The organism is Bradyrhizobium sp. 186 (assembly GCF_023101685.1).
Lineage (GTDB): Bacteria > Pseudomonadota > Alphaproteobacteria > Rhizobiales > Xanthobacteraceae > Bradyrhizobium.
Genome location: NZ_CP082164.1, coordinates 2,379,073 through 2,399,450, shown reverse-complemented (window position 1 = coordinate 2,399,450; position 20,378 = coordinate 2,379,073). Strand labels below are relative to the sequence as shown.

Below are 20,378 nucleotides of genomic sequence, written 5' to 3'. Positions count from 1 at the left end.
GTCGCGAATTGGTTCGTTATGCCGATGTACCGGGTCGTTGGGACTTCAGGGTGTTCTTGATCCGATCGACCCGCGCCCACCAGACCTGCGTTCCCACGCGGCCGACGCCGACGCCGCAGACTCCCCCAGCCGCCTTCACGAATGCATCTAGTACTCGACCATGCCGGTCCGGTGTCAGCAATTGCAAACTTTCGAGAGCGACGGCACTGGCGATCATCATGGTAGCGATGAGCAACGTGCGGCGCGGCGCGCCCAAGGCAAAGGCGAGCCCCATGACGGCAAAGGCAGCGAAGTGCTCAAGTTGCAGCCCCGCCAGCGTCGGGCGGTCCCGGATCGGAGAAAGTGTTGCAAAGGCGATGAAAGCTAGTGCCACCCAGCCAGTCACTAACGACAGCCGTTGGATCATGACGTCGTGCCAACCCACATTCTCTTCAATCTGACGTTCGGCCCACCCGCTTCTCGACCGGCTTGCCGCGGCTGGCCGCTACCTGGAGATGGCAACCCATCATGTCACAGAGAGTTGCATTCGCGTTCTCTGGCCCGCCGCGGTCTGACGCCGAGCCAGCTCCATCGCGCTACTTCGCCGGGTCCGGGACAATCGATTTTATGAGCCCTGCTCCGCTCAGCGCCGCCGCTGCCTGTTTGATCGTTTCCCAAGGCAGTCGAGCCCGTTCGGCGATATCAAGAAGTGAGTTTTCTCCGTCCGACATGTTCAAAATCCATAACAGGCCCATCTGGTAGTCTCCGGCCGCAAGACCGCCCAGCCCGCTGTAGAGGCCGTAATTGCCAAGTTTTGGCTCGCAGAACGGCTTCTCGCTCCGGTAGCAAGCATTGTTCTCGATGATGTCGATGGTCGAAATTGCTTTCGACAGCGTGTCACGCAGCGCAGCTGGACGAACAAGGTCCAAATTGTCGGCTGAGCTGTGGTACTCCGCGAACTTGCCGTAGGGTGTTCGCATCACGGTTCCAATCGGAAGATTGAAGCCAGGCGAACAGTACTGCCGTTCGTCGTAGCCATAGGGAGAAAACTCCTCGATCTCGTACGGATCGCCACTCTGCTTGAGGACGTAGGACCAAGCCCTGTCGATCTCGGCGTTGCCGCGGCGGCTTCTTTTGTAAGTCATCGGCCCCGGATCTCCCGCACAGGTTACGACGAATCCATGCTTAACTCGCCCGACATGTGCCTCGTTCAGCGCCAACCACGTGATCGAGCCGATCGTGCCCGGGGCAAAAACGAAACGATAGGTATATCTATGGTCCATCTTCCGAAGGTACTGGGCAAGTGCCGTGGCAACCCCGATTCCCGACAAATTGTCATTGCACAGCGACGGATGACAAATATGGCAAGAGATCAACACCTCGTCTGAAGTACGGCCAAGCAACCTCAAATCGCCGTATGTCAAATGGCCCGGTTCGAGCCTGGAGTCGATACAGACCTCATAGTCGTCCTCCAGCATTGCCAGCAGTTGATTGTGCGGCAAACAGAAGCCCCAGGTCGTCTGGTAATAGCTCGTGCGATAGGGCGTCCAATCAGGTCTTTCTGGATCCGAGTAAAGATGGGGCTTGAGCTCGTCGAGTGTCATGCGCGCCCGCACCGGCATGCTGTAGCTGAGGAGATGCAGGTTCGACTTCTTAAAATCGACCACACGTTCGCCGGCGCTGTTCTTTATGTATGCGTCCCGAACGTTCCACTCCGGGGGCACAGTCCAATCGAACACCTGCAGACCTGAAGGTACCTCACAAGTTGTGAGCGGGATGTAGTTTCGGATTAAGTCAATTGTTCTTCGAACCCCGTCTCCCGTGATGCTACGGCAGATCGGATACATGTCTGCGATAAAGTCGTAAATCGCCTGCCCGCTTTCATCAGCCGACAGATCGACCGCCATCTCACTTTCCCTGAGGTTCGCAAGATCTACATGCCGCGCAATGTCGTCCATCCCTCGCCTCGCTAACGAACTCAACCAGGATCAATCTACGAGTCTAGGCTCCGGGATCGGCACCACGAATTGCGCTCCCCAGCTGCGGGCAAACGACAGCTGGTTGACGATCTCTCGTTTCAAGTTCCAGGGCAGGATGAGTATGTAATCCGGCTTTGTCACGCTGATCCGCTCAGGCTCGAAGATCGGAATATGGGTGCCCGGCAACAGACAGCCCTGCTTGTGTGGACTTCGATCAACCGTATATTCGATATGATCGGTGGTAATACCGCAATAGTTCAGGAGGGTGTTTCCCTTCGCCGGGGCGCCGTACCCGACCACCCGCTTGCCCTGGCGTTTCGCCTCCTCGAGAAACGCGAGCAGCTTGCGTTTGGTTTGCATAGCGCGTTCTTCAAACGCATCGTAGTGATCAAGATCGGCGTATCCAGCGCTGATCTCGCGCGTCCGGAGATCGTCGACCCGGTGCGAGATTGGATGCCATCCTTTGCTGTGCTGGGCATAGATCCGCAGCGACCCGCCATGCGTAGGCAGTTCCTCCACGTCAAACAACGTCAGCCCATGCGCCGCAAAAATCTTCTCGACGGAGATGAAGGAAAAGTAGGAAAAGTGCTCGTGATAAATCGTGTCGATCTGACATTCATCGAACAACCGCATCAAATGCGGGAATTCCATTGTAATGACGCCTCGATCCTCGAGGAGGATGCTCATGCCTTTGACGAAGTCGTTCAGGTTCGGCACGTGGGCGAGGACGTTGTTTCCAATCAACAGATTGGCGCGCAACCCCTCACGCCTCAGGGTGCGGGCGGTGCGTTCGCCAAAGAACTCCACGCGGGTCGGAATCCCCCTCGCGCGCGCCACAGCGGCGACGTTTTGAGCTGGCTCGATTCCTAGAACCGGAACGTCCTTCTCGACAAAGTATTGCAACAAGTATCCATCGTTGCTTGCAATCTCCACGACCTTACTCTGAGGACCGATTCCGAACCTTTCCATAGCCCGCGCGACGTAGGACTTGGCGTGTTGCAGCCATGACTCGCTATAGGACGAAAAGTAGGCGTAGTCCCCGAAGATATTCTCCGGTGCTTCCCATTCCTCCAGTTGAACAAGGAAGCATTCTCCGCAAACGTACGCGCGCAACGGAAAGAACCGCTCGTCCCGCTTGGCTTTTTCATCTCGCAGATAGGAATTGGCCAGCGGCGACAGTCCGAGATCGATGAACACGCGTTCGAGGGGCGTATTGCAGAAGCGGCAGCAACTCGGCTCCGCTGCCCGTACAGATGGCGCCATGGCGTTGAGGGGGCGAGTAGCTTCTTCTTCCAACATTCTGTGGCTCCTGCCGAGCAAGCGACGATAGTTTCCGACACGCTAGCTCTCGTCGGCGTGGAGCTATTGACGGTCGTCAAGTCACGCTTGGGTTTCTGGCGCCGTTCTCGGGATGCATATGGCGAGACTTCGTGTTGACGAGGTCGCGCCGCCGCTTGATCTAAGTGCCTGCCCGCACAGCGGATCTCATCCGCGCCTTCAATTCAGCACCGATCTCGCTGTAGGGCTTCCATGCCGTGTCGCGTTCCGAGATCACGCGTACGTCTGTCGGCCAGGCGATTGCAAGCGCCGGATCATCATGCGACAGCCCGCCTTCGGCGCCCGGTACGTGGTAGTTGCTGATGAGGTAGATCAGCTCGGTGTCGTCGGTGAGCGTGATGAAGCCGTGTGCGAAGCGCTCGGGTATGTAGAGGCCGCGGCCGTTTTCCGCAGACAGGTTGACCGTGACAGAGCGCAAATAGGTCGGCGATTCCGGCCTTAAGTCGACGATCACGTCGGCCACCGCACCCTTGGAGCATCGCACATACTTGGCCTCCGCCGCCGGCGGATATTGAAAATGCATCCCGCGCAACGTGCCGCGTTTCGCGTTGTAGCTGATACTCCCCTGCGCGACGACGGGTTTGAGACCGTGCGCCAGAAACGTATCGGCGCAGAATATCCGGGCAAAGTACCCGCGGTTATCCTGGTGCCTGTCGACGTCCACCGTATAGGCTCCGGTGAGGATCGTTTCTGAGAATATCATGCTGCAGGAGAGACCGTTAGGTTACCGATTTCTAGAGGAACACGATTCGGCAAAGTTGAAAGGCAAGCCACAGCAGAGCGAGGTCCCATGCGACGACGCAAACCAGCGCCAAAGCGACACCGAGAACAGGCCAGTCGATGCCTCGCCTCGCCGTTTTCGCGACGCTGATTTCGGATACGTATCTTGCGGTTCTGAGTTGTTCAGCTTCAGACATACTTGGCACTCAACCCTGAAACACAACGGCCTTCAGCCTAGCTGACGCCGCATTCATCAATCTGACGAAGCTCAATAACGATGGGATGGGAGGCGATGACTTCAGTTGAGGAACGGCGCAGGGGCAGAGCCTGCGGTCTGGGAGCTCTCCGCTTCCATCTCGTTGCAGAGAGCGACCAACTCGAAATGACTGCTGAAACGTTTGCGACGAACGGTGCCGAATTGAGAACTCTCAAGTATGCGGCATTTTGGCCATATCGAATGGGTCGACAGGCAAGGGATTGGCGAGAGGAAAGCTGGTCCTTCGAAAATTACGCGCGGTAGCGGGGTCGGTTATGAAGATGAGTTCTTCCTGCTGGTCAGGAACGGCGACGAGGGAAAATCTAGGCAGGTTCACGGCGTCTGGCGAACTACGACTTCGAGCCCGCGCAGCGATCCCTGGTGGAGCACACACCTACGCGAAGGGCGATGATCAATATCCGCTGCTGGCGCCGGGCTTCATCTTGAAGGGCTTCGGCTGCCACGTCTGGGACGCTGACGGCAACGAGTTCATCGAATACGGAATGGGGTTGCGCGCCGTGTCACTCGGCCATGGCTTTGCCGCTGTAGTCAGGGCCGCCACAGAGCAGCTGTCGCAAGGAACAAATTTTACGCGGCCATCGACGCTGGAGGTCGAGTGCGCGGAGCGTCTGATCGAGCTGGTCCCCGGCGCCGAAATGGCAAAGTTCACGAAGGACGGGTCGACGGCCACGACTGCCGCGATCCGCCTTGCCCGAGCCTACACCGGCCGGAATATGGTCGCCATGTGCTCCGACCACCCCTTCTTCTCCTACGACGATTGGGCGATCTGCACGACGGCGATGGACGCCGGCATCCCCCTCGATGTGACACGGCTGACGCTCGGATTCCGGTACAATGACCTGTCCTCGGCGGAAGCGCTTTTTGCTCAGTACCCGGGCCAGATCGCAGCGCTGATCCTCGAAGCCGAAAAGGAGGTGCCGCCTGCCGCCGGATATCTGACCGGGTTGCGCGAACTCTGTGATCGGAACGGCGCCATCTTGATTCTCGACGAGATGATCACGGGCTTTCGGTGGCCGAAATGCTCTGCTCAGAGGTATCACGAGGTCGAGGCCGATCTATCGACGTTCGGCAAGGCGCTGGGCAACGGCATTGCGATCTCCGCGCTGGTTGGCAAGAGCGATATCATGAAACTCGGCGGCCTCGATCATGATCGAGACCGTGTCTTCTTGCTGTCAACCACGCACGGTGCCGAAACCCACGCGTTGGCCGCGGCATTGGCCGTCATGGACACCTATCGCGACCGGCCTGTCATCGAGACGCTCCACCGCCAGGGAGACCGCCTGAAGGCCGGGGTCGAAGCTTGCGCACGCCGTCGCGGACTAGCCAACCATTTCAAGCTCGCCGGCCGGACGTCCAACTTGATCTATACCTGCCTCGATGACGACGGAGCGCCATCACAGATCTTTCGCGCGCTGTTTTTGCAGGAGACAATCCGCCGCGGCTTGCTAGCTCCGTCACTGGTCGTGAGCTATTCGCACTCTGATGATGATATCGACCAGACCATCGAGGCCATCGATGGAGCACTCGACGTGTACCGGAAGGCGCTGGAAGACGGACCCGAAGCCCATCTGATCGGTCGACCGGTTCAACCCGTATTCCGTCGGCGAGCCAATCCAGCTCTGCAGCCGACATGCCAAATGTTAAGCGACGCAAAAGCAAATGAATCGCTCAAGGCCTGACGCTCCGTAGGTCGGCTTCTAACATACTTCAGCAGACGGTGGGCCACTCCAACCGTTGGCCCGCGGTAAGCAAGGGAAACAGTCACGGCGAAAGTGCGAACGCTCAGCCCAGTCCGAACCGAACCTGCCGCCGCCGCCGCGTGGAAGGAACCAAATGAACTTTCTCATTCGCAAATCGAAATCAAATCAATCGAAGGCCGGCCCGTTGGAGATCCTCGCCAAACCTTCCAAGTTGACGAACCTGATGGTCTTGCGGTTGGGCAGGTCAATTAGTTTTTTCGCTTTGAACTCTGCGAGCGTGCGGCAAACCGTTTCAAGCGATGTTCCGACGTGGTCGGCAAGATCGGCCCGGGGCAACTGAAGCCGGAGTGCTTCCGGGCGTTTGAGATCGGCGGGCAAGTGCGGCCGAATGCGCAACAACAGCCACGCGATGCGCGCCACGCAATTTTTTTGGCTCATGGTCAGCACCAACGAGAGCGTATCCGCCAAGACCTGGTGTGCACCACAGGGCTCATCGCTCCGACACACTCCAGAGACTTTCGATCGAACTACACGACAATCTGTCACAGCCTCTGCGGTATACTGCTGGTTGGTTGAATGAGTTGGCATGACCACATCGCCGGGCCAATAGAAGGCGAGGATTTGGCGGTTTCCGTTCTCAAGTAGCCGGACCGCCCGGACGACGCCCTCAACAATTTCGATCTTTTGAGCCTCTTCTTCTCCCTCCCAGAATAGGGCCCGGCCACGGGGTATGAAGGATGTGGAGGGCCGTCGGAACTCAGGAGCGTCGTTACGGGTCGATCTGAAGATTGGCGTAGATAATTTTCCGTCGTCGAGCGAAGCCGATTCCGTAAGCATGTCTATCACCTCAGCACCTAATCCGGCGCATTGAAGTGTAGGCCCTCTTGATCCGAAGGATATTCAGGCTAATGCGTTAGGATTTTGCCGGTTCCGAATAAGCCGGTCGATCTAGTCCGTCAGGCGAGAAAACTATTCGCTGCTCACGCAGCACTCAATCGAGCGAAAAATTCGTGCAAACGATTGGCAAGATGCGCGTCTCTGCGGCAGTCGCGCCGATTTCCGCGCCTACCTTCGTTCTCACCGATTTGCGACAGCGGAGCAACCGACGCGAAGCATGCACAAGGCGCGCTCCCCCAGTAACTCTTAACGGTCTGAGTTTCCAGAGGCGTCCCGGGATTATCCACTTTGGTGGAACTCCGAGTGCGATGCCGGTATATTGAAATGTCCCAGGAAGATGGAGAAGACGCAACCTGAAGACCCGCGCGCAATTCGGCGGCGACGATACACTTGCCTTCCTGGAGGCTCTGGCGCTGGCCGAGAAGTGTGGCGAACCAAGGCTCGTCGGCGCGCCGCGTCGACCGCTTCGTTTGCTAACTCCTGGATGCGGGCAGCGCGCCGGATCCCGCCCGGAGACGTGACAAGATGATGCCGCCGCTCATTTGAGAAGGCGGCGATCGCTCCGCCGGTCTTCGAAAGAACGGCCGGTCCACCGGGTGCCGGAGATCTGATCGGAACCTGAGCCATTGCTCCTGTTGATCACGAACCTCTGGCTCTTCATTTTTGTGGTTAACCGGTCTCTGGGCCCGACCAGCTTCGCGGCCATAAACGCGGCCTCCGTGCGATTGCGAGCGCCAAGCGCGCGCAGAAGAGCCGCTGTATGAATCTTGCTGGTCCCTTCCGCAATACTCAGTTCGCGCGCAATCTCCTTGTTCGACATTCCCTGAGCCAGGAGCGGAAGAATTTCGTTCTGCCGGCGCGTCAATCGCAGGGCCTCTAGATCGAAGTTGACCGTCTGAGTAGTTTCTGGCCGGCGAACGTCATCATCAGCCAGCCACCGGGGTACATAGATGCGTCCCGACAACAAATCATCGATCGCGGACAGCAATTCCTCATCCGACTGAAGCTTGGGCACGAAACCGTGGAAGCCGGCCGAAAGACACCTCAACACATCCTCACGCGTAGTCGACGTTGACATCACGGCAATACGCGTCGCGGGCCTTATGTCGAATACTTCAGCAAGAACACCGAGCGAACGCGGGGTGAGGCAGCCGAGGTCGATCAAAATCAGATCGAAACTGGTCTCCAGATCGAAGCCTTCGAGCCCCGAGGTATCAACAACGCGAGATTTCTTGAACCGGGTCCCAATCACGTCCCGGAGGCCGCTACGATAAACACTGTGCGCATCGACTACTAATATAACAGACACCGCTCAATCCTCGAGCAATCCCGTACTCTTACCCGGAATGCTCACATCGTTGGCAGCTCGACTGACAAAAGTGCGAGCAAAAAATCGCCCCGTCTAACTATCGACTTGCATCCTAGCCGCTCTTGGCAACCGGACCGTGACCAAAATGCGGCACTGCAAAAACAATATGATAGCTTGAGAGAAAGTCAACAGATTGTAAGGCTCCGCTTTTTGCCGCGGCACGTGCGTCGACGGCCGAGAGCTATCGCACCTGTGGCCCATCCACCGGCGCTCAGCCGCCGACCAATGATAACGCGTTCGCCCCCGGAACGAATTCGGGAATCGGCGTCCACCGCAAATGGGAATCCAACTGCTCCGTGTGTTGCAAGTGGCGAAGCTCGGAAAGGCGAGTAAAGGGCGCCGCATTGAACGTGGCTTCGTCCAACTGAATATGTTCGAACACGCTTCTCAATTGCCGCGCACCGCGCTGCGCATTCCATCCGCAGCGGAAGCTTGGCATGTGAGCCTTAATCTTTGCAAAAGATACACGATAGCTGCGGTTGTCTGGGCCGCTCGGACCGAATGATAGCTCGCAACCGGGAAAAGTCTCGTTCACGATCTCTGCAATCTCGCGCACCGTATAGTTCTGGGTTTCGTCGCCAACATTGAATGCCTCGGCGCAGACTGCCCCGCGTGGCGCTTCGAGAGCACACAGGATTGCCTGGCAGATGTCCTCGATATGGACCAGAGGACGGCAAGGCGTGCCGTCGCTCATGACGCGTATCTTTCCCGTCGTGAACGCCCAGCCGGCAAGATTGTTCAAGACCAGGTCGAAGCGCTGTCGGGGGGATGCTCCAAACGCTGTCGCGTTGCGCAGAAACACCGGCGTGAAGCGGGAATCTGTCAACGCGACGAGATCACGTTCAACCAGTACCTTGCATCGCGCGTAGGCCGTTTGAGGATCGCAGGTTGACGTCTCGGATTTCAGGTCGCCCCCTGCCGCACCATAGATACTGCAAGACGACGCATAGACGAATCGTTCGATGCCCGCTTCCTTGCATTTGAGCGCAAACTCCACCGATCCACGATGGTTGATCTCCATCGTTATAGCGGGATTGTTCTCCCCGAGCGGATCATTGGACAGTTCCGCCAAGTGAACCACAGCGTCGAAGTTTACCAAATCGGACCGCGACAATTGCCGCGTATCACGTGACATCACCATCGGCCGTGTCCTGCCGTCATCGAATAGCCAACCACGACGGTACAGACCCGTGTCAATACCGGTCGCGTGGTGACCGCGTTCAAGCAATTTTGGACCGAGCACCGCACCGATATATCCGTCGGCTCCCGTGAAGAGAATGCGCATGTGATCATCTCCTCAGAGCGTGACTTGATGGGCAATGGCCGGCTTCGGCGTCGGCGTGTTCGCACTCGCCGCGACGCCACCCTTGCCCCACACGCACCAAGGCGGATTGCCTGCATCCCATAGCCCTTGCAGCACGGTCTTGTCGCGCAAGGTGTCCATGTTCTGCCAGTAACCACGGTGCCTATAGACCGCGAGTTGGTCCTGTTCGATCAACCGCGTCAGCGGTTCACTCTCCCAGCTTGTGCTATCACTGTCGACAAGATCGAGAGCCTGCGGCTCCACGACGAAGAAGCCTCCGTTGATGACCTGGCCGTCGCCCGCGTCCTTTTCGCGGAACTGCGCCGCGCGCGGGCGGTCCGAAGAGAGATTGATCGCGCCGAAGCGGCCAGGCAACTGTACCGCAGTGACCGTCGCCAGCGCGCCTTGCTGATGATGAAACTTGATCAATTCGCGTATGTTGACGTCGCAGACACCATCGCCATACGTCATGCAAAACGTCGAATCCCCGAGATGATCGCGCACCCGCTTAAGCCGGCCACCGGTCATCGTCTTCTCGCCGGTATCGACCAGCGTCACCTTCCAGGGTTCGCAGCCATTTCGATGCATTTCAATGCGATTGGACTGGAGGTCGAGCGTGAAATCTCCCTGATGAGACAGGTAGCTCATGAAATAGTCTTTGATCACCGTGCTCTTGTAACCACAGCAGATGACGAATTCATTCAGGCCGTGATGAGAATAGAGCTTCATGATGTGCCACAGGATCGGACGACCACCGATCTCAACCAATGGCTTTGGAACCACCGAGGTATGCTCGCTCAATCTCGTACCATAGCCGCCGGCGAGAATGACAACCTTCATCGGGATCTCCTGTCTCAGGGACACCGCCCGACTCATCCGGATGAACAATCGCGGATGGGGCGACGAGATCGAACCCTAGGTCGCAGCCGCAAGACCAAGTTGATAACCGTCAACTCGACTAAGTCGCATTGAACTGAGTGGCAGAGCGCTGCCCTTGGTCATCTGCACGATTAGGGACCAACTTCCATTTCGTTGCCGGTCGCGCACCAACGCTCGAAACGTCTGCCCGCAGCACACGCGCTGCGAATAAGCCTACCGCGCCGTCACAACGCTCACGTCGACGATTTGACGCTTGTCAACTTCCCGATCCCAACCGCTCATAATCAAGGATCAGAGCGACCTCGTACTACACTCGGCAGGACCGAGCGATGGCATCGATTGAAGACAAATGGGAAGCGACGAAGGGGAGGCCCGCGGGCTTCGACGTCCTACGCATCACATTGGCGATCGCAGTAATCCTCTGGCATACCGTCGCAGTGTGCTACGGCCTGGCCGCCGAGCAGTGGTTCTATGGCGGCCCTCTCAAACCACTGGTCTGGCTTGTCATTCCGGCCTTCTTTGCGCTGAGCGGCTTCCTCGTCGCAGGAAGCCTCGAGCGCAACAATCTTCCGTTATTCGTCGTGTTGCGGATTATACGAATATTTCCCGCTCTGACCGCGGAAGTCATGATCTCGGCGATATTGATCGGTTCAATCTTTACGACTCTCCCACTATCGCAGTATTTCACCGATCCGGACTTCTTCCGTTACTTGCTTAATACGATCGGCGATATTCACTTCTACCTGCCGAGCGTTTTTTCTGATTTGCCCGTACCAAACATGGTGAACAGCCAGCTCTGGACCATCCCACACGAGCTCGAATGCTATCTGGCGATCAGCGCGGCGGCATTGATCGGCCTAACCAAGCGCCACCGGCTGTTCCTCTTCGCCGTGCTGTTCATCATTATCGCATTGGCGCTGCGCGACGTGCTTGGCGGCAAGCCGGGTTCGCCGGCCGCGCCCCCAGGCCGAATGTTGGTCCTCGCTTTTCTGTGCGGGGTCGCGCTATTCCTGAACCGAAGCAGGATCGCGTATTCCCCCTGGCTCTTTCTGGCCAGCGCCGCCGGTTTCGTTGTTTCCGTGCTCACCTCGACCCGAGCCGGCGAGGATCTCGCCGCCATCTTCGTTGCCTACCTCACGGTCTATCTCGGACTGCTCAATTTCAGCACAGGACCGATTGCCAAGGTCGCCGACTATTCGTACGGCGTGTATCTCTATGGATTTCCGGTGCAGCAGACAGTGGCTCAGCTGTTGCCCGATCACCGCGTGTGGTACGTCAATTTCGGGCTCAGCCTCGCCGCGACGCTCGTCTTCGCGATGGCATCGTGGCATCTGCTTGAATCCAAGGTGATGGCGAGGAAGAAGATCATTCTCGCGTTCGTCTCGACGCTCGTAGACCGTACACGAAATCACCTTGTACTCGCTCGGGGCTTTCTGGTTCGTCGCTCCGCGGAACCCGCACACGCGACGTCACCCAAGCAAACGGTCCACACGAGCTGGGATGATGATCTGAGCCGGTAGAGTGGACGTTTGTTCAGCGTTCATCAGCCGCGCAAGACCGACTTCGCATCCACCGCCGCGGACGCGCGCCAATCAGGTCGTCAAGAAGCGTCGGGTCAGCCGGCGCAGGATGCGCATTTGCCCATACGCTGCTGGATCGGGGCCGATCCGTCCATCGGGCCGGTCCAGCCCCGCAATTACAGCATGGTCGTTGCTGGTCAGCCCAAAGCCGAATAGATCGATGTTTTCAGCCATGCGGGCCGCGTTTGCCGATTTCGGAATCGCGATAGAGCCGGTCTCGAGGTGCCAGCGAAGAATGACCTGCGCGACGGTACGGCTGCTGCGCTCAGCGATGGCCCGGATCCTCGGATCGTCAAGAGCCCTGCCCTGGCCGAGCGGGCTCCAGGCCTGGGTCACGATGCCGTAGCGTTCATGGATATTCCGCAGCATTTGCTGCTGAAACGCGGGATGCAATTCGATCTGATTCACCGCCGGTGTGACGCCGGTCTCATGGATGATGCGCTCCAAATGATCGGCCGTGAAGTTGGACACCCCGATCGACCGAACACGTCCCTGCTTCTGGAGTTCAATGAGCGCACGCCAGGTTTCGACGTAGGCCGCGCGTTGAGGACATGGCCAATGAATCAAGTACAGATCGATCACGTCGAGTTGCAACCTCGCAGCGCTGGCGTCGAAGGCGCGCATTGTCCGATCGTATCCCTGATCTTCGTTACGGAGCTTCGTCGTGACATACAACTGGCTTCTCGGCAGATTCATCCGCCTCAAGGCCACGCCGACACTGGCTTCGTTTCCGTAGTTCGCCGCAGTGTCGATCAAGCGATAGCCGGCATTCATCGCGGTGGCGATGACCTCAGGTGCGCGCGCATTGTCGATCTGCCAGACACCGAAGCCGAGTTGAGGCAGTGCATGGCCGTCATTCAGCAGCACCATCGGAACGTTCGCCGCGGGCGCCCCATATCGCACTTGCGGAGAGGCGATCTGCACCAGCGAAGCGTCGGTGCCGGACGATTGCAAGGGCGGCTTTGCCACCGCACTAGGTATCATCATCGCACGATCTGCTGCGAGCGCGCTCGGCGAACTAACGGTGTCAGCTATCGCTGTCGGACGGAATATACGACCACGGCCCACTGTGCCGTGAAGCATAATGCCCTTCAACCAGTCTCGGATCGCAGGCGTGCGACTTTCGAACATGAAATAGACGATGCCTGCGGCGAGCAGGCAAGTCAGGATGAAGCTCGCGTCAAGCCCGACTGATGCGAGAGTGAAATCCTGACGACTACTTGCAACCGTGACGTTCAGCAGCAAGAGGATCGGGTAGTGAATCGCGTACAATGAAAAGCTGAATTTTGCGAGTTCTCTGCCGCGTCGCAGCAATGAGGGTAGTGGTATCTTTAGATAGTCGAGGCCGATAATGAATGCGGCTGCGCCCAACCCCACGGCCAGGCTGAATGCGGCCCATTGCGGGAAAAGGCCTTTGGATGTGAGAAGGTACAGGCCACCCATACTCACGAGGAAGCCGCAACACCATGCCCAGATCGGTGCAGTCACGGCATAGGCAATCACACCGAGGCACCAAATGGAAAAGAAGAAGATGAGTTTAAGGCCAATATGCGTGCCATGGCCATCGACGTGCTCCGCCACCACGAACAATCCGAAAACCGCGATGATGAGCAGACCGTAGGCCGGTGTCTTGCGGACCGAAATCAGCGCAAAAAACAGCACGTAATACCAAAACTCGTTCGACAAGCTCCACAGGGCCGCGTTTCCGGCGAATTCCGAACAAGCTATCGTCTGGAGAAACAAGCCATTGCAGATTGCGGTCGCGACACCGACAGGCGCGTGGAAGATTGCCGCACTGTTGTAGACGTCTTGATGAGAGGAAACATAGGCCTGCCAGCCCGCGGATTGCTGCGCTGAAATATAGACGCAGAAGGAGATGGTCAGCGCAGGCAGAAGTACGACATAGAGCCGTGCAAAGCGCGCGGAGAAATAGTCGACTACATGCAATCGTCCGCGCAGACTTCTGACCAGCGCAGGCCCACCCACCAGGTAGCCGCTTAAGACAAAGAACACCAGAACGGCAGCAGGGCCATATGCGCTCAGGGTCCAGAGAACGGAATAGACCAATCTGATCGCCGGGTCATAACTCTCACTCGGCAGCTTCTCCATGAACATCAACTGATAGGAATGGAATGCCACGACCTCGACGGCAGCAAGTCCGCGGGCGAGGTCGAGCCAGTCCGACAGAACAGGAGACACTCCGGTCTCCGCGCGAAAACCGATCACGTCATGCCTTCCGTCTCGAGCAACCCGGCGAATCAGGGAAGCGATGCAAGCTTTCCGAGTGCTTAGCCGCGATTTTCCGGGGTCGAATTGACGCTTCTCAATAATGCGCGGCGCGGAACGATCCCGACTGGCCTCTGCCTAGCTGCCGAACAATGCGCGAATCGAGTCAACGCGATGCCTAGGACGCCCGAATTCGAGAAGCCGTGCACGCGCCCAACTGACGCGAGACAATTCGACGCAAGTCCGCTGAAAGCGCGTTTACTGCACAACGGGTGAAGGCGAAAAACAGCTTATAACTCTTTACTGTAGCACGATGAGCGCTCAAGCGCCTTTCGCTCTTCGAAGAGACAAACACCACCCTCATCGTCTCTCTTTGATCGAAGAACGCCGCACTAACACCCCATTCGGGAACAGCTCAATCACATTGGCGACAAATTCTGTTGCGAGCGTCAAAATTGAAAATGGGGTCGGCTTGCATTGCGTCGACCGCCCAATTTGGCGGCCGGTGCATAAAATCCGTGCAAGTCTCAGGCGAGATGCAACGAGTTCGATACGCGCGTCGATTGAACTTTGCTGTGGCTTGGTTCATCTTTTGGAGAAGGACTCGATGTGATTCGGCAAGGCCGATTTCAGTGACGCTTGAAAGTTGGGCCGTGCGGGCGTGCGGCCGTTCTTTGTGACTATCGCGTCTCAGCAGAAATTGCGTTCGGATAGCGTGAGCGGCGCGAGGCGATCATGCTTTAGGGCCGCAGGCGGTGCTCGCCCGGTCAACGCTGATTGCTGCTCTCATAATACCGACACCTCCAAACGAGCGGGACATTGAAATGGCGATTTCGTTATCGGAGCTGATCAAACAGAACACGCTTGGTCGGAGCGAGGGGTTTCCTACCGGCGTGCCGCACAGCTACAGCTGGTACAAGGGCTGGAACCCTGGTGGTCAGCTGACCCCGCCTCCAGGCTTTTCCGCCGTCGAGGGTTGGGGGCAAGTTTATACCGAGGAAGGGGCCGCCGCCTCCGCGAACGCAGATGTCGAAGTCGCGAACGCGAAAACCTATGTGCATATCGAGGAAACCGGCCAATGGGTGCTGGTGCAGGACCAGTCAAAGCTTGGTCTGGGGGGGGGGCATTTCGTCGCCGATTTCGCCGGCAACTCAGCCTATCCGATGCAGGTGACTCGCCTGCCAGGTGGCGCCGCGAGCTTTGATGCCCCTGCGGCCGGCTACAATGATCATTTCTGGTATGGATCGCGAGGGACATACGCGGCTGGAACGGTCGACGGCGTCTATGTCCAAATGGATATGAGGACGACCGATCCGAACGCGAAACTGGTGGCCATGGTAGGCGTCGATTGGTGGCGCAACGCGACGGCTCCGTTTCTTTCCGACCACAGCAACAATCCGGGCGTTGGTGGCAGCAACTGGGTTGAGCTGTCGACCCAATGGAGGACGGTTGGCTACTATTCCATGAGCACTGCGGCATTCCAGGCAGACTTGCCTCCGCCGCTGCTCGGATCTTCACAAACGCCTCCGGTCGTGCCGCCGGACACGCTGGCACCGGCAGCACCCAAGATCGCGGCGTTTACGCCCGATACGGGTACAGTCGGAGACAAGACCACGGACGCCAAACAATTGACGCTGAGTGGTACGGCGGAAGCCGGCAGCACTGTAAAGGTGTTTGAAGGGACGACCGTCATTGGCACGACGAAAGCCAATGCGAGCGGCGCCTGGAGCCTCACCACGGCGCAATTGTCGGACGGGACCCACACGTTCATCGCGAACGCCACAGACGCTGCGGGCAACGTCAGTTCGAAATCCGCTGCCCTGAATGTGATAGTGAGTGCGACTCCTCCCGTCACCTCGCCGCCGGCAGCCGGCCAGAACCTGCTGGTTAATGGATCGTTCGAGGCAACTACCTTGGCGCCCTTCGCCGGCGGCCGTTGGGGAGCCTACCAGTCCGTTTCCGGCTGGACCGCGATCGCCGGTGGCACGATCGAGCTCTGGAACAATCTCGACAGGGTCAAGGCCAGCGACGGAGGCAATTTCGGCGAACTCGACTATGCCGGCGCTCGAGATGGCTTCTACCAGGACGTAAAGACCGTTGCCGGGCAGGCCTACAACCTGTCCTTCGACGCGCGCTCACGATCTGGCTTCACCGGTTCGACCTGCTCGATCGAGGTGTTGTGGAATGGCTCACTCATTGCCACTGTCCCTCCAGGCACCGACTGGCAAACCTACGACTTCAAGGTGGTAGGGACCGGTGCCAAGGATCGCCTCACTTTCCGTGAGGTGGCGGGCCAAGGCAGTGACGGACTCGGTGCGCTCTATGACAATATTGAACTAACCACCGCCACGTCCCCGCCAGTCACGTCATCGCCGGCAGCGGGTACGAATCTCCTTGTGAACGGATCCTTCGAGTCGTCATCACTGGCGCCCTTGCAGGACGGTCGGTGGGGAGCCTCCAATTCCATTCAGGGCTGGCACGCCATCAGTGGCGGCACCATCGAGCTCTGGAACAATCTCAACGGCGTGAAGGCCAGCAACGGAGGCAATTACGGCGAGTTGGACTTTGCCGGAGCTCTTGATGGCTTGTACCAGGATGTAAAGACCGTCGCTGGACAAGAGTACGCTCTTTCCTTTGACGCGCGCTCTCGGCCGGGGTTCACAAGCTCTACCTGCTCAATTGCGGTGTTGTGGAACGGCTCGGTCATTGACGTAGTTCCACCCGGTAGCACCTGGCAAAGCTATGATTTCACGGTGACCGGCACCGGCGGACAGGACCGCCTGACATTCCGCGAGCTGGCAGGCCAGTCAGGTGACGGACTAGGTGCGCTCTATGACAACGTTTCGTTGGTTGCCAAGCCGCCAAGCGCCGCTTCGTCGTCCCTGCTGAGTGATGCAAGTCATGCAATGGCGCTGATGAATCAATATGCGGCGACTGCTGTCATCAGCTCCGGCGCCGAGACCAGCAGGGTCTTAGCCAGTGAGGCCAACGCTTCTCCCACGCAGACACTTTCCCTTCCCTGGCAGCACTAGTTCGCTGGCGATTGAGCGAAGGCAGCCCAAAGGGTGTCGCGCAACGGCACCTTTTTGGGACGTCGCCCACGTGGACTTGTAGCCCACGCGAGGCAAATCCCGATCGAGCACGCGAACGCAGGCTGGGCAACGCGGAATGAGCACGCCTGAGGTACGCCGCCGCAGTTCGAGAGCAACGAGGCGGAATTGATCGCCGTCAACTCGGGTCAGCCCACTCTGCACTAGTTGACACTGGGCGTGCCCTGAATGATGCCGTTCGCCGTCCATGCGCGCTATGTATGATCGAGTGTGGGAGACGGTCGTGCACGCCACCAGGTTCACTTCTGATCAGAAACCGGCGCATATTTGGTCGGACACATGGCACCCGCGCGCATTGCTGATGCGCCACGTTCGGCAATCCTGATCCATGGTACCTTCTGTAAACATCACGAAGGGCGCATCCTTAGATTCCGTGCAAACGGTCGCGAACCACAACTTTCGGGCCGGCCGGGACTACCCGTTCGTGACGATCGCCATTCCTACATATAATCGGGCCGCGCTCCTAAAGGGATGCATTGCGTCAGCGCTGTCACAGACCTACCCCCATTTCGAGGTCCTCGTCTCGAATAACGCCTCGCCGGACGATACCGTCCGCGTTCTGGAAAGCTTTAGCGACACAAGATTGCGAGTCATCAACCAGGAAATGAATATCGGCCTGCTCCCAAACTGGAATGCGTGTCTCGAGAATGCCAAGGGCGATTACATAGTCTTCGTTTCTGATGATGACAGGGTCATGCCGTGGCTGCTCGAGCGGTCAGCGGCCCTCATCAAGCAACAGCCGCAGCTTTCGAGCGTGATTACGCTAAGCAACCTTCATGCTGCATCGCTCGGACAGACGAGGCCCCCGCGTACCAGTCGTCTCTACGATACAGGCATTCGGGACGGCGCCGCGATTCTGAAGGCCTTCTTGACCGATCAGATCACTGTAAATATGTGCGGCGTGGTGATGCGGACCGAACTCCTGCGCGAACGAGGAGGCATCCCGCTTGATCTGCCGCACACCGCCGACGTCGCCGCTTGGGCGCCGCTCCTGCTGCTGGGCAGAGCTGGGTTGATCAACGAGGCCTGCGCGACCTACACCTATCACGACGATTCCGAGACGGCTCGATTGGGCGTCGAAAAGCTTCTGCACGACGGGCGCAAGGTAGCCGATCTGATCGCACAGACCGCGGAGGTTCATGTCCAGGACCCGCGGATGCGCAAGACCATCCAAATCCAGGCCAGGCGCTGCTTCGCGCGCCGCGGGCTGATCACGCTATCCGATTACCGCAAGAGCGGCGGCAGCATTCAGGAGACCTTGAACGTCGCCTGGCAATTTCGTCGCGACCTTTACGGTATCAGCCTGAAGGCCGTTCTTCGCTTCGTTGCTGTGACCCTTTGTCCACAACGGCTTGCTGCCCGGCTGCGCCGGCTGAGGCACAGCACACCGGAGCAACTAGCCTGACGGCGCCCACCACGGCGTCGTCGCGCTACTCAACATGCGCCGCCTCGCTCGGCAATCGCGCAGTCACGCACATCTTCTCAGCCACGCGGTTATTGATGCCCCTCAAATCCTGGGGACTCGACATATGTAGGCTTCCTTGCGGAAGCGAGTTCATGGTCATCAGTTCACATAACGAGCCACTATCCATTCGATCCAACGGGCGGCGTCCGGGGACGTCGTGGCAGGTCGGGTACAAAACATACTGGTGGTTCGCTGTGCCTGATTCACCGTCTACATTATGAGCGCCGCAGCCGTGCCCACTTCACACAAGCGGCTCCTCGTCGATCTTGTAGTCATGGCCATGCGGGCCAGCGTCATGGGCTGCAAATTCGGCCTCGCCCTGTTCATTGCCCGTTATCTCGATCTGTCGTCACTGGGTCTGTATGGACTTGCCGCCGGCGCCATTGCGGCCGTTCCGATCGTCGTCAATCTTGGAATGAACCATCTGCTGATGCGCGACGCGGTCACCGCTCCCGCAGGCGAAATGATCGACAGCATGCGCCATTACTGGTCTTTCGTGATCTCGGCCTACATGGTTCTCTTGACGATCGCCATTCTGGTTACCATCGTCCTTGGAACTTCCGCTTTATGGGTCCTGATCGTTGCCGTGATCCTGTTCGAACATGTCGGTAACGACATCTTCTATCTTCTTTCAAGCCTGCAGCACCACTTCTCGGCAAACGCCATCGGCTTCATTCGCGGTGCGGCCTGGATTCTCGTCTATGTTCCGCTCGCTATTTGGGACCCGAGCTTTGGGGCGCTTCCGTACCTGTTCGGTTTTTGGCTGGCGGGAAGCGTCGTCTCGATAGGGCTTTTCGTTTTCCTGAGCTGGTCCTGGCCATGGCGAGCATCCTTTTCCCGCCCGTTTAGACCTTCGGTGATTACCGGAGCGATCCGGAAGTCCTTCCTCATGCTGGTAAGCGATCTCGGCTTTGTTGCGAGCCAGTACATCGACCGCTATCTCATCACATTGTTCCTGGGCTTGAAGGTCGCCGGCATCTACTTCCTCTTCTGGACGGTCGGGAGTTCCGCAACCACCTTTCTCGCATTGGTCCTCCAGCAAAAGCAGCGCCCTCTGCTGATCAGCGCATATCGGACCGGAGGCTCGTCCGCGCACTGCCTGCTGGCCTGGCGCTTCATGCAGACGACAGCGCTCGCCACCGTGGCGCTTAGCATTGCGGTCGGATTTGCTTTCCAGATCCTTTTGCCGTGGCTGGATCAGCCCGCTCTCGCTGTCCAGTGGTCGGCCTTCTGGCTGATCGTTGCAGGGCTCGCCGTACGCTACATGGCGGATTTCGGAGCCCTCAGCCTGTTTACGGCACATCGCGATCGGATGACGACGGTCACAAACGTGGCATCGGTATGTGTCTCGGTGATTGCGCAGATGTCACTCCTGCCGTTCGCCGGTCTCCACGGGGCTGGCGCAGCAATCCTGTTCACGTCTCTCGTCATTGCGTTTTGGCGCTACCGGCTCCTGTTCGGTTTCTCACTCGCGAACGTCGACTCCGGTCGGGTGGGGGCCTAACCCCGACCAGATGCGCCTCCAAGCTACACGCTGAAGGACCGTATGTCCCAGA

Annotated in this window: 14 protein-coding genes and 2 pseudogenes; 5 read left to right on the top strand and 11 right to left on the bottom strand. The window is 58.3% G+C overall.

Going from position 1 to position 20,378, the window contains the following annotated elements:
• Positions 1-16: 16 nt before the first annotated feature.
• The 4 genes from IVB18_RS11160 to IVB18_RS11145 all read right to left on the bottom strand — a co-directional run bounded on the left by IVB18_RS11160 (position 17) and on the right by IVB18_RS11145 (position 3,999).
• A complete protein-coding gene (locus IVB18_RS11160) occupies positions 17-406 on the bottom strand; it encodes a VanZ family protein (protein WP_247989211.1) in 390 nt (129 codons plus the stop codon).
• A gap of 169 nt (positions 407-575) precedes the next feature.
• Positions 576-1,937, bottom strand: coding sequence for a DUF4910 domain-containing protein (locus IVB18_RS11155; protein ID WP_247989210.1), 1,362 nt, complete (start codon positions 1,935-1,937; stop codon positions 576-578).
• Positions 1,938-1,967: 30 nt separating this feature from the next.
• Complete coding sequence (locus tag IVB18_RS11150) at positions 1,968-3,221, bottom strand: class I SAM-dependent methyltransferase (protein WP_247991606.1); 1,254 nt, start codon at positions 3,219-3,221, stop codon at positions 1,968-1,970.
• 196 nt (positions 3,222-3,417) lie between these two features.
• Complete coding sequence (locus IVB18_RS11145; RefSeq protein WP_247989209.1) at positions 3,418-3,999, bottom strand: dTDP-4-dehydrorhamnose 3,5-epimerase family protein; 582 nt, start codon at positions 3,997-3,999, stop codon at positions 3,418-3,420.
• A 554-nt stretch (positions 4,000-4,553) separates the two neighbouring features.
• Between IVB18_RS11145 and IVB18_RS11140 the strand changes: the two genes are divergently transcribed.
• Positions 4,554-5,972, top strand: a complete 1,419-nt coding sequence (locus IVB18_RS11140) for a glutamate-1-semialdehyde 2,1-aminomutase (RefSeq protein ID WP_247991605.1) — start codon at positions 4,554-4,556, stop codon at positions 5,970-5,972.
• Positions 5,973-6,158: 186 nt separating this feature from the next.
• Here the strand turns inward: IVB18_RS11140 and IVB18_RS11135 are convergent, their stop codons facing one another.
• The 5 genes and pseudogenes from IVB18_RS11135 to rfbF all read right to left on the bottom strand — a co-directional run bounded on the left by IVB18_RS11135 (position 6,159) and on the right by rfbF (position 10,402).
• Complete coding sequence (locus IVB18_RS11135) at positions 6,159-6,440, bottom strand: helix-turn-helix domain-containing protein (protein ID WP_247991604.1); 282 nt, start codon at positions 6,438-6,440, stop codon at positions 6,159-6,161.
• Positions 6,441-6,527: 87 nt separating this feature from the next.
• Positions 6,528-6,830 (bottom strand): annotated as a pseudogene (locus IVB18_RS11130) (cyclic nucleotide-binding domain-containing protein); the annotation flags it as partial.
• A gap of 598 nt (positions 6,831-7,428) precedes the next feature.
• Positions 7,429-8,199 (bottom strand): response regulator transcription factor, encoded by a 771-nt coding sequence (locus IVB18_RS11125; RefSeq protein ID WP_247989208.1) that lies wholly within the window; start codon positions 8,197-8,199, stop codon positions 7,429-7,431.
• A gap of 271 nt (positions 8,200-8,470) precedes the next feature.
• A complete protein-coding gene (locus IVB18_RS11120; protein ID WP_247989207.1) occupies positions 8,471-9,544 on the bottom strand; it encodes an SDR family oxidoreductase in 1,074 nt (357 codons plus the stop codon).
• Positions 9,545-9,556: 12 nt separating this feature from the next.
• Positions 9,557-10,402: a glucose-1-phosphate cytidylyltransferase gene (gene rfbF / locus IVB18_RS11115; RefSeq protein WP_247989206.1), complete on the bottom strand. Its 846-nt coding sequence runs from the start codon at positions 10,400-10,402 to the stop codon at positions 9,557-9,559.
• A gap of 368 nt (positions 10,403-10,770) precedes the next feature.
• On the opposite strand from rfbF, the gene IVB18_RS11110 reads away from it, so the two are divergent.
• Positions 10,771-11,961, top strand: coding sequence for an acyltransferase (locus IVB18_RS11110; RefSeq protein ID WP_247989205.1), 1,191 nt, complete (start codon positions 10,771-10,773; stop codon positions 11,959-11,961).
• 72 nt (positions 11,962-12,033) lie between these two features.
• On the opposite strand, the gene IVB18_RS11105 is transcribed toward IVB18_RS11110, so the two are convergent.
• Both IVB18_RS11105 and IVB18_RS11100 read right to left on the bottom strand, forming a co-directional pair.
• Positions 12,034-12,891, bottom strand: a complete 858-nt coding sequence (locus IVB18_RS11105; RefSeq protein WP_247991603.1) for an aldo/keto reductase — start codon at positions 12,889-12,891, stop codon at positions 12,034-12,036.
• A gap of 294 nt (positions 12,892-13,185) precedes the next feature.
• Positions 13,186-14,220, bottom strand: a pseudogene (locus tag IVB18_RS11100) (acyltransferase family protein); the annotation flags it as partial.
• Positions 14,221-15,071: 851 nt separating this feature from the next.
• On the opposite strand from IVB18_RS11100, the gene IVB18_RS51820 reads away from it, so the two are divergent.
• The 3 genes from IVB18_RS51820 (at position 15,072) to IVB18_RS11080 (ending at position 20,326) form a co-directional block, all read left to right on the top strand.
• Entirely contained in the window at positions 15,072-17,279 is a 2,208-nt protein-coding gene (locus IVB18_RS51820) for an Ig-like domain-containing protein (protein ID WP_276581213.1), read from the top strand.
• Positions 17,280-17,781: 502 nt separating this feature from the next.
• On the top strand, positions 17,782-18,762 hold the full coding sequence (locus tag IVB18_RS11085; protein ID WP_247989204.1) for a glycosyltransferase family A protein: 981 nt from the start codon (positions 17,782-17,784) through the stop codon (positions 18,760-18,762).
• A 334-nt stretch (positions 18,763-19,096) separates the two neighbouring features.
• Entirely contained in the window at positions 19,097-20,326 is a 1,230-nt protein-coding gene (locus IVB18_RS11080; protein ID WP_247989203.1) for an oligosaccharide flippase family protein, read from the top strand.
• The last annotated feature ends 52 nt before the right edge of the window (positions 20,327-20,378 follow it).